The organism is Streptomyces griseomycini, from assembly GCF_014203535.1.
Classification (GTDB): Bacteria; Actinomycetota; Actinomycetes; order Streptomycetales; family Streptomycetaceae; genus Streptomyces; species Streptomyces griseomycini.
Map to the genome: position 1 here is coordinate 438253 of NZ_JACHJI010000008.1, position 10196 is coordinate 448448.

At 73.2% G+C, this 10196-nt stretch carries 11 protein-coding genes and 1 rRNA gene; 2 read left to right on the forward strand and 10 right to left on the reverse strand.

The window, feature by feature from the left end:
• Positions 1-118: 118 nt before the first annotated feature.
• From FHS37_RS24490 to FHS37_RS24500, 3 genes are read right to left on the reverse strand one after another with little or no spacing between them, the layout of a single operon-like run.
• Positions 119-1024 (reverse strand): NAD kinase, encoded by a 906-nt coding sequence (locus FHS37_RS24490; protein WP_184824832.1) that lies wholly within the window; start codon positions 1022-1024, stop codon positions 119-121.
• Entirely contained in the window at positions 1021-1836 is an 816-nt protein-coding gene (locus FHS37_RS24495; protein ID WP_184824834.1) for a TlyA family RNA methyltransferase, read from the reverse strand. The genes FHS37_RS24490 and FHS37_RS24495 overlap by 4 nt, the downstream gene beginning before the upstream one ends.
• Positions 1837-1843: 7 nt before the next feature.
• A complete protein-coding gene (locus FHS37_RS24500) occupies positions 1844-2182 on the reverse strand; it encodes a hypothetical protein (RefSeq protein WP_184824836.1) in 339 nt (112 codons plus the stop codon).
• Positions 2183-2224: 42 nt separating this feature from the next.
• Between FHS37_RS24500 and FHS37_RS24505 the strand changes: the two genes are divergently transcribed.
• Complete coding sequence (locus tag FHS37_RS24505) at positions 2225-2572, forward strand: sterol-binding protein (RefSeq protein WP_184824838.1); 348 nt, start codon at positions 2225-2227, stop codon at positions 2570-2572.
• Here the strand turns inward: FHS37_RS24505 and FHS37_RS24510 are convergent.
• The 4 genes from FHS37_RS24510 to FHS37_RS24525 form a co-directional block, all read right to left on the reverse strand.
• The gene (locus FHS37_RS24510; protein ID WP_184824840.1) at positions 2556-3473 is read right to left on the reverse strand and encodes an ABC transporter ATP-binding protein; all 918 of its coding nucleotides are present in this window, start codon (positions 3471-3473) and stop codon (positions 2556-2558) included. The genes FHS37_RS24505 and FHS37_RS24510 overlap by 17 nt on opposite strands.
• Positions 3470-4507, reverse strand: coding sequence for a FecCD family ABC transporter permease (locus FHS37_RS24515; RefSeq protein WP_184824842.1), 1038 nt, complete (start codon positions 4505-4507; stop codon positions 3470-3472). Before FHS37_RS24515 ends, FHS37_RS24510 begins: the two co-directional genes overlap by 4 nt.
• Entirely contained in the window at positions 4504-5547 is a 1044-nt protein-coding gene (locus FHS37_RS24520) for a FecCD family ABC transporter permease (RefSeq protein ID WP_184824844.1), read from the reverse strand. Before FHS37_RS24520 ends, FHS37_RS24515 begins: the two co-directional genes overlap by 4 nt.
• An 81-nt stretch (positions 5548-5628) precedes the next feature.
• Entirely contained in the window at positions 5629-6657 is a 1029-nt protein-coding gene (locus FHS37_RS24525; protein WP_184824846.1) for an HAD hydrolase-like protein, read from the reverse strand.
• Between the two features lie 72 nt (positions 6658-6729).
• Between FHS37_RS24525 and FHS37_RS24530 the strand changes: the two genes are divergently transcribed.
• Complete coding sequence (locus tag FHS37_RS24530; RefSeq protein ID WP_184824848.1) at positions 6730-8025, forward strand: DUF1015 domain-containing protein; 1296 nt, start codon at positions 6730-6732, stop codon at positions 8023-8025.
• Positions 8026-8126: 101 nt separating this feature from the next.
• On the opposite strand, the gene FHS37_RS38895 is transcribed toward FHS37_RS24530, so the two are convergent.
• The 3 genes from FHS37_RS38895 to rrf all read right to left on the reverse strand — a co-directional run.
• A complete protein-coding gene (locus FHS37_RS38895) occupies positions 8127-8867 on the reverse strand; it encodes a tetratricopeptide repeat protein (RefSeq protein ID WP_190012409.1) in 741 nt (246 codons plus the stop codon).
• A complete protein-coding gene (locus FHS37_RS38900) occupies positions 8759-9940 on the reverse strand; it encodes a hypothetical protein (protein WP_221500193.1) in 1182 nt (393 codons plus the stop codon). Before FHS37_RS38900 ends, FHS37_RS38895 begins: the two co-directional genes overlap by 109 nt.
• 164 nt (positions 9941-10104) lie before the next feature.
• Positions 10105-10196 (reverse strand): 5S ribosomal RNA (rrf, locus tag FHS37_RS24540); the annotation flags it as partial.

Below are 10196 nucleotides of genomic sequence, written 5' to 3' on the forward strand. Positions count from 1 at the left end.
TCGTCGAACGGGCGTTCCCCGCTGTCGCGGGGACGGTCCGGTCGTGTCCGTCCTGAACGGGTTCCGGATGCGTCGCTCCCCGCGTGCGCGGGGTTTCGGGCGCCGCGCCGGGCCGTGCCTAGTGCGGCGCCCCGCGCCACCCCGAGACCGGCAGCGCGAACTTCGCCACCAGCCGGTCCGTGAACGAGGCGTGGTGCAGCCGGGCCAGCCGCACCGGCACGGCTCCGCGCCGCACCTCCACCCGGGCGCCGGGCGGCAGCTCCACCGTGCGCCGCCCGTCGCACCACAGCACGCCCGGCGGGACGTGCGGCAGCACCTCCACCGCCAGCACGGACTCCGGCGAGGTCACCAGCGGCTTGGCGAACAGCGCGTGCGCCGAGATCGGCACCATCAGCAGCGCCTCGACCTCGGGCCACACCACGGGTCCGCCCGCGGAGAACGCGTAGGCGGTCGAACCGGTCGGGGTGGCGCACACGATCCCGTCGCAGCCGAACCCGGTGACCGGCCGCCCGTCGATCTCCAGCACGACCTCCAGCATCCGCTCGGCGGACACCTTCTGCACGGCCGCCTCGTTCAGCGCCCAGTCCGTGTGCACGATGTCGCCGTTGCGGTGCACGACGACGTCGACGGTCATGCGCTCCTCGACCTCGTACGCCCTGCTCACCACGCGGTCGACCACCTTGTCGAGGTCGTCCCGCTCGGCCTCGGCGAGGAACCCGACCCGCCCGAGGTTGACGCCGAGCATGGGCACCCCGGAGGCGCGGGCGAACTCGGCGCCGCGCAGCAGCGTGCCGTCACCGCCCAGCACGATCAGCAGCTCGCAGCCGTCCAGGCACTGCGGGGTGGCCTCCTTGACGGTCCCCACGTCGTCCGGCAGCGGCAGGTCGCGTGCCTCGTCCTCCAGGACCCGCACCCCCAGCCCGGAGCGCAGCAGTCCCTTGACCACGAGCTCGGCGCTGCGAACGGCCGCGGGTCGCCCGGTGTGGGCCAGCAGGAAAACAGTACGAGCTCGGTTCTGTGTCAACGCGGCCCCTCCGCCACTGCACGGTCAACGTCGGCCGGGTCCAGTTCCGGAGCCCCGGACCGCAGCCACAGGAAATATTCGACGTTCCCGGAGGGCCCGGGCAGCGGACTCGCCGTCACGCCCTTCGCCCCGAGCCCCAGCTCCCAGGCCCTGGCCGCCACCTGGCGCACGGCCTCGGCGCGCAGCTGCGGGCTGCGCACCACTCCCCCGCTGCCCAGTCGCTCCTTGCCCACCTCGAACTGCGGCTTGACCATCATCACCAGGTCGGCGTCCGGCTTCACGCACCGCGTCAGGGCGGGCAGGACCAGCCCGAGCGGGATGAAGGACAGATCCCCCACGACAAGATCCACAGGCTCCCCATCGATCGCCTCGAGCGTCAACTCCCGTACGTTCGTACGATCCTTGACGGTGACGCGTTCATCGTTCCGCAGGGACCACGCGAGTTGTCCGTATCCGACGTCCACGGCGACCACGTGCGCGGCCCCGGCCCGCAGCAGGACGTCGGTGAAGCCGCCGGTGGAGGCGCCGGCGTCCAGCGCCCGCCGCCCCTCGACGACCAGTCCCCGCGGCACGAAGACGTCGAGCGCGCCGGCCAGCTTGTGGCCGCCGCGCGACACGTACTCCGGGTCGCCGGCGTCGGCGGCGACGACGATCGCGGCGGCGGTCTCCACCTGCGTGGCGGGCTTGGTCGCGACGGTCTTGCCGACGCTGACCCGGCCCGCGGCGATCAGCTGGCTGGCGTGCTCGCGCGAGCGCGCGAGCTTGCGGCGGACCAGCTCCGCGTCGAGACGGCGGCGTGCGACTCCTGCCACGTTCGGTTCAGCTCCCCTGTCGGTACGGCTGCGGGGGCGCCGGAGGTCCCGGGCGGGCGTCGAGCGCGGTGAGCGCGTCGCGCAGCCCCCGGTGTACATCCTCGTACACCTCGACGTGGCCGTCCGTCGCGAGGTGGTCGGCGTCGGCCAGCCGTTCCAGGTGGGCGTCCACCTCGGCGTTGCCGGTGGGGGTGCGCGGCACGCCCAGGGGGGCCGGGGCGGCGGGACCGCCCTCGGGCGGCGACTGCGGCCCGGCGTGTTCCGGATCCGGCTGCGGCTGCGGGGGCGGCTGCGGGTCCACGGTGGCCGGCTCCGCGCCCTCCGCCCCCGGCACTGCGTCGTTCATGCCCCGACGCTACCGCGAACGTCCGGTGTACCGTCGTCCGCGATGGCCACGATCGAGGAGTGCCGTGCCGCACTCGACAAGCTTTCGGACAGCATGCAGCACGCCGAGGGGGACGTCCGCGCGGCCGCGGCGATGGACCGCTCGGTCAGCTGTCACGTCACCGACCTGGACGTGACCTTCGCGGGCCGGCTCAACGGCGGCCGGATCGAGGTGCACGACACGTTCCCGGGTCCGCCGCGCGAGAAGGCCCAGATAAGGCTCGCGATGGCCGGGGACGACCTGGTGGCCCTGGTCGACGGCCAGCTGCACTTCGCCAGGGCCTGGGGTTCGGGCCGGGTGAGGCTGGAGGCGGGTCTGCGCGACCTGTTCCGGCTCAGGAAGCTCCTGTAGCGACCGCCTTCTCCGCCGTGCCCCGCTCCCCGGCCGCCGCCCGCGCCCTGCGCGCCGCCGGCACGATCAGGGGCGTGCCCGTCTCTGGGTCGTCGATGACCTGGCAGCGCAGCCCGAAGACCTCCTCGACCAGACCGGCGGTGACGATGTCCTTCGGCGCGCCCTGGGCGATGACCTTCCCCCCGCGCAGGGCGATGAGGTGGGTGGCGTACCGGGCGGCGTGGTTGAGGTCGTGCAGCACGGCGACGAGGGTGCGTCCCTGCTCCTCGTGCAGGTCCGCGCACAGGTCCAGGACGTCGATCTGGTGCTGGATGTCCAGGTAGGTGGTCGGCTCGTCGAGCAGCAGCAGCGGGGTCTGCTGGGCCAGCGCCATCGCGATCCACACGCGCTGCCGCTGCCCCCCGGAGAGCTCGTCGACGTAGCGTTCCGCCAGCTCGGCGACCCCGGTCCGCTCCATCGACTCCTGGACGACCCGCTCGTCCTCGGCCGACCACTGGCGCAGGATGCCCTGGTGCGGGTAACGGCCGCGGCCCACCAGGTCGGCGACCGTGATGCCGTCGGGCGCGATCGACGACTGGGGCAGCAGCCCCAGGGTCCGGGCGACCTTCTTCGCGGGCATCGACTGGATGACCTGCCCGTCGAGCAGGACCCGCCCCTCGCTGGGCCTGAGCATCCGCGACAGCGCCCGCAGCAGCGTCGACTTGCCGCACGCGTTGGGCCCGACGATCACGGTGAAGGAGTTGTCCGGTATCTCCACCGACAGCTGCTCGGCGATGACCCGCTGGTCGTAGGCGAGGGTGACGTTCTCGGCGGACAGTCGGTTCACGGTGCTCCTTCGGTCGTCCAGCCCGCTGCTGGCACTGCTCTTGCCGCTCCTGTTCCTCTCGCTCCCGGCGCTCATACGCGGCCCGCCCTGCGCTCGGTGACCAGCAGCCACAGCAGGTAGACACCGCCGAGTACGCCGGTGACCACGCCCACGGGCAGCTGCTCGGCGCCGAACGCCCGCTGCGAGATCCAGTCGGCGGTGACCAGCAGGGCGGCGCCCATGCACAGCGACGCCACCAGGTTCGGCCCGGGCGAACGGGTCAGGCGCCGGGCGAGCTGCGGCGCGGTGAGCGCGACGAAGGAGACCGGTCCGGCGGCGGCGGTCGCGGACGCGGTGAGCAGCACGGCCGCCACCAACAGCAGCAGCCGTACGCGCTCCACCCGCACACCGAGGGCGGACGAGACGTCGTCGCCCATCTCCATCATCCTGAGCCCGCGGGAGTTGGCGAGGACCGACGGGACGAGGACGGCGCACAGGGCGAGCAGCGGCCAGACCTGGTCCCAGTCGCGGCCGTCGAGGGATCCGGTCATCCACACGACCGCACGGGCCGCGTCGACGATGTCGGACTTGGTGAGCAGGTAGCCGTTGACCGCCGTGACGATCGCCGAGACACCGATGCCGACCAGGACCAGCCGGTATCCGTGCACGCCCCGCTTCCAGGCGAGCACGTAGATGGCCAGCCCGGTCACCAGCCCGCCGGCGAGCGCGCCGAGGGCGACCTGGTTGGCGCTGCCGGAGGACAGCACGATCACCGCGAGCGCGCCGGCCGTCGCACCCTGTCCGAGGCCGAGGACGTCCGGACTGCCCAGCGGATTGCGGGTGATGGACTGGAACAGCGCGCCACCGAGTCCGAGCGAGGCGCCGACCAGCAGGCCCACCAGGACCCGGGGCAGCCGCAGCTCGGTGACGATGAACTCCTGGCCGGCGTTGCCCTCGCCGACGAGGGTCCTGAGCACGTCGGCGGCGGGGATCGGGAAGTCGCCGGTGCCGATCAGCACCACACTCGCGGTGAGCGCCGCGAGCAGGAGCAGCACGACGACGGTGAGGGCGCGCACGTCCAGCCGGACCGAGAGACCGCCGGGGGTCCGCACCGCGCGGTTGGTCTTCACAGCTGGGCCGTCCTCCGCCGTCGTACGAGAAAGATGAAGACCGGACCGCCGAGGACCGCCGTGACGATGCCGACCTGGAGCTCCGCGGGCCGGGTCACGATCCGCCCCAGCACGTCGGCCCCGATCAGCAGCACGGGTGACAGGATCGCCGCGTACGGCAGGATCCAGCGCAGGTCGGGCCCGGTGAAGGAGCGCACGACGTGCGGCACCATCAGACCGACGAACACGATCGGCCCGCACGCGGCGGTCGCGGCCCCGCACAGCACGGTCGCGGCGAGCATGGACAGCGCCCGGGTGCGGTTGAGGTCGGCGCCGAGGGCCTTGGCGGTGTCGTCCCCCATGGCCATGGCGTTGAGCGGCCGGGCGAGCGCCAGCGCCAGCACGCAGCCGGCCAGCAGGAACGGCAGGACCTGCCGGATGGTCGAGTCGTTCCCCGAGGACAGCGAACCCACCGTCCAGAAACGCATCCTGCCGAGCGCCGCGTCGTCCAGGATCATGACGGACTGGATGTAGCCGTAGAGCGCGGCGCTGAGCGCGGTACCGGCGAGCACGAGCCGCACCGGCGTCGCACCCCGGCTGCCGCCCAGGAACCACACCAGCGCCCCGACGAACGCCGCACCGAAGAACGCGAACCACACGTATCCGGACAGCGAAGTGACGCCGAAGAAGGTGATGGCGGTGACCACGGCCGCGGACGCGCCCGCGTTGATGCCGAGCAGTCCGGGATCGGCCAGCGGATTGCGGGTGAGCGCCTGCAGCACCGCCCCCGACAGACCGAGCGCCGCGCCGACGAGCAGCCCGAGCACGGTCCGTGACAGCCGGTCGGCGACGACCACGTCGCTGTAGCTGCCGGTGTCCTCGAACAGGCCGTGCCAGACCTGGTCGAAGGACAGGTCCTTGGCTCCGATCGCGAGGCTCGCCAGCGCGACGAGCACCAGGACCACGACGGAGGCGAGCAGCCCGAGGAGGCGCACCGTCCGGCGTCTTGGGGGCGCGGGGGCATCGTCCGCGCGCTGTTCGGGGGGACTCTCGACCAACACGCAGTTAGGTTAGCCTACCCTGCCATTCGATCATGATCCCCGGTTTCCCCAGGATGACGGCCGGGACGCCGGAACCGCAGCTCACAGCCCCAGCCGTGCCAGCGCCTTGCTCCCGTCCAGCTCGCACACCCCGTCACCGGCCGCCGTCCACGCCGCCGCGCACAGCGCACGCAGTCCGTCCATCGCGGTGCCGTCGCCGTCGAGTTCCAGCGCCCCGGCCCCGGCCGTCGCCGTCCAGCCGCCGCACCGGAACCCTCCGCCCGCCGCGACGACCTCCGGCTGGCCGGTGAGCATCCCGCGCAGATCGGCGTCGACGTAGGTCGGCCGGTGCCGCGGCGGCGCGGCCAGCAGCCGCACGCCGTCCGTCACCCCGGTCAGCACCAGCAGCGAGTCGACCCCGCCGTTGAACGCGCCCTCGATGTCCGTGTCCAGCCGGTCCCCCACCACCAGCGGCCGCTCGGCACCCGTGCGCAGGATCGTCTCCCGGTGCATCGGCGGCAGCGGCTTGCCCGCGACCTGCGGCTCGGCTCCCGTGGCGATCCGCACGACCTCCACCGCCGCGCCGTTGCCCGGTGCGATGCCCCGCCCGCTGGGAATCGTCAGGTCGGTGTTGGACGCGAACCACGGCACTCCCCGCGCGACGGCGTAGGACGCCTCCGCGAACCGCCCCCACGGCAGCTCGGGCCCGCCGTACCCCTGCACGACCGCCACCGGATCGTCGTCCGCCGACTCCACCGGCACGAGCCCGCGCTCGCGCAGCGCCGCCCGCAGCCCCTCGCCGCCGACCACCAGCACCCGGGAGCCCTGCGGCACCTGGTCGCCGATCAGCCTCGCCACGGCCTGTGCGGAGGTGATGACGTCGCCGGCGTCCGCCGGTATCCCCAGCTCGGTCAGGTGCGCGGCCACGGTGTCCGGGGTACGCAGGGCGTTGTTCGTCACGTAGGCGAGGTGCATGCCGCCCTCACGGGCCGCCGCGAGCGACTCGACCGCGTGGACGATCGCACTCCCGCCCGCGTACACCACACCGTCGAGGTCGAGCAGCGCCGTGTCGTACGCCTCGCTCAGGGCCCGCCCACTGGCCCCGGGCCTCGTCCTGACGCTCCGGCTCATCTGGCATCGCTCCTCGTTCGACGGCTTTCCCCCGATCATCCCCCATGCCACCGACAGCCGTACGATGCCGGGATGGACACAGCAGGTCACTCGGAAGCAAAGGCGCCCCGGGGCCTGGAACTCACCCCGTTCCGAGGCCTCCGTTACGACCCCGACCGGGTCGGCAGCCTGGCCGCCGTGACATCCCCGCCGTACGACGTCGTCGTCCGCCCGGACGGTCTGCACCACCTTCAGTCGGCCGACCCGTACAACATCGTCCGGCTGATCCTGCCCGAGGCCGACACGCCCGAGGTCCGCAACGCCCAGGCCGCCGCCACCCTGCACCGCTGGCGCTCCGAGGGAGTCCTGACCGCCGACGCCGAGCCCGGGCTGTACGTCTACGAGCAGCGCGACGACGCCGGCATGCTGCAACGCGGCATCATCGGCGCCCTGCGCGTGTCCGAGCCCGGCGAACGGCTGGTCCTGCCCCACGAGGACGTCATGCCGCACATCGTGGCCGACCGCGCCGGCCTCATGCGGGCCACCCGCGCGAACCTCGAACCGCTGCTGCTCACCTACCGCGGCGACGGCACGGCGAACACCACGGCCGGCCTGATCGAGCGCACCGCCGAACAGCCGCCGCTCCTCGCGACCACCACGGAGGACGGCATCCACCACCGCCTGTGGTCCGTCACCGACCCCGCGGACCTGACCGCGGTCGGGAAGGAGCTCGCCGGCCACCAGGCCCTCATCGCCGACGGCCACCACCGCTGGGCGACCTACCGCCGCCTCCGCGCGGAGCGCCCCTCCCCCGGCGCCTGGGACCACGGCCTGGTCCTCCTGGTCGACACGGCCCGCTACCCCCTGCGGGTCCGCGCCATCCACCGCCTCCTGCACGATCTGCCGGTCGCGGACGCACTGGGCGCCCTCGACGGCCTCTTCCGCGTCCGCCGTCTCGACGGCACCCCGCTGTCCGGGGCCATGGACGCCCTGGCCGAGGCGGCCTCCCTGGGCAACGCCTTCCTCCTCGCCGGAGACGGCGACTTCCACCTCGTCGACCGCCCGGACCCGGAGCTACTGGCCCGCACGGTCCCGGCCGACCGGCCCGCGGCCTGGCGCACCCTGGACGCGACGGTCCTGCACTCCACGCTCCTCGCCCACGTCTGGCACGTCCCCGAGGACTCCCCCGCCCGCATCGCCTACATCCACGACACGGCCGCGACGGTCGGGAAGGCGGAACGCGACGGCGGCACGGCCGTCCTGATGCACCCGATCCGCGAGGACGTCGTCCGCGACCTCGCCCGCCAGGGCGTCACGATGCCCCGCAAGTCGACGTCGTTCGGCCCGAAACCGGCCTCCGGCCTCGTCCTGCGCGCACTCGACCTCTGACGCTCCGACGCTCCGACGCTCCGAACGGCACGTGGCACGGGAAGGGGCGGGCCTCGTCGGGAGGCCCGCCCCTTCACACCGTTCCCCGCTCCGGACGGACGTCAGGACGTCGGTCGGTCCTCGCCGCCGTCCTCGTCCGCGCGGACGTCGTCGTCCTCGCCCTCGTCGAGGGCGTCCACGAACTCCACGCCGTCCAGCTCGGCCAGCCGGTCGGAGGCGTCCGTGCTGCCGTCCCGGTCGGCCTCCACGGCCTTGGCGAACCAGTCCCGCGCCTCGCCGGTCCGTCCGGCGGCGAGCAGCGCGTCGGCATAGGCGTAGCGCAGCCGCGCGGTCCACGGCTGTACGGAGTTGGACGCCAGCTCGGAGCTCTGCAGCGTCACGATCGCCGCGTCCAGCTGCCCCATGTCACGCCGGGCGCCGGCCGCCACGAGCCGCATCTCGACCTGCCCGGCCCTGTCGAGCTTCTGCACCTCGGGCGCCCCGGCCATGTCCAGCGCCTTCTCCGGCCGGCCGAGCCCGCGCTCGCAGTCGGCCATGAGCGGCCACAGGTCGACGGTCCCGGTCATCCGCCGCGCGGCCCGGAACTCGGCGAGCGCCTCGGCGTACTTCTGGTTGGCGTACGCGGCGAACCCCGCGGCCTCCCGTACGGCGGCGACGCGCGACGCCAGCCTCAGGGCCACCCTGGAGTAGTCGTACGCGGCCTCGGGGTCCTCGTCGATCAGCCGGGCGACCATCACCAAGTTCTTGGCGACGTCGTCCGCGAGGGTCTTGGGCAGGCTCTGCAGTTCCTGCCGCACGTCCTTGTCGATCTCCTCGCCGGTGACGTCCTCGGGGATCGGCAACCGCTTGATGGGCTCGCGGTCCCGGTCCCGCTCCTCACGGAACCGTCCGCCACCGCGCCGGTCGTCCCGCCCGCGGTACTCACCGGGCCGTCCGCCCCGGTCGTCCCGCCGAGGCCCGCGCCCGCGATCGTCGCGCCCGCGGAAACCGCCGCGCTCGCCACCGCGGCTGTCGTCACGGCGGAAACCACCGCGCTCGCCGCGATCGTCGCGCCCTCGGAAACCACCGCGGTCGCCACCGCGACCGTCCTCCCGCCGGAAGCCGCCCCGATCACCGCGGTCATCGCGCCCACGGTATCCACCGCGCTCGCCACCGCGGCTGTCGTCACGGCGGAAACCACCACGGTCGCCACCGCGGCTGTCGTCGCGCCGGCCGTACCCCCGGTCGTCGTCACGGCGGAAACCGGAACGCTCCCGCTCACCGTCCCGCCGGTCGTCCCTACGGTCGTCCCGCCCACGGTATCCACCGCGCTCGCCACCGCGGCTGTCGTCACGTCCGCGGTATCCACCGCGCTCGCCACCGCGGCTGTCGTCACGTCCGCGGTATCCACCGCGCTCGCCACCGCGGCTGTCGTCGCGTCGGCCGTACCCCCGGTCGTCGTCACGGCGGAAACCGGAACGCTCCCGCTCACCGTCCCGCCGGTCGTCCCTGCGGTCGTCCCTGCGGTCGTCCCGCCCACGGTATCCACCGCGGCTGTCGTCACGTCCGCGGTATCCACCGCGCTCATCACTGCGGCTGTCGTCACGGCGGAAACCACCACGGTCACCGCCCCGGCTGTCGTCGCGTCGGCCGTACCCCCGGTCGTCGTCACGGCGGAAACCGGAACGCTCCCGCTCACCGTCCCGCCGGTCGTCCCTGCGGTCGTCCCGCCCACGGTATCCACCGCGGCTGTCGTCACGTCCGCGATATCCACCGCGCTCGCCACCGCGGCTGTCGTCGCGCCGGAACCCACGATCACGGTCACCGCCCCGGTCGCGGTCACGGTCGTCACGGCGGAAAGAGGGACGGTCGCCGTCCTTACGGAACCCCCGGTCACGGTCGTTGTCTCGACGCGGGCCGCCGCGCTGGCCGCCACGGTCGGAACGGTCACCACTGTCCCGTCGTCGCTGGTCGCGCTCCGGTCGCTCGTCGGGAGAGTTGGTGGACATCGGTGACTCCTGTCTTCGGTACCGCAAGCATAAATAAAAAAGGACCCTTGGTCCCAGCTGAACGCTGGGACCAAGGGTCCTTCCAAAGATTGTTCGGCGGCGTCCTACTCTCCCACAGGGTCCCCCCTGCAGTACCATCGGCGCTGTAAGGCTTAGCTTCCGGGTTCGGAATGTAACCGGGCG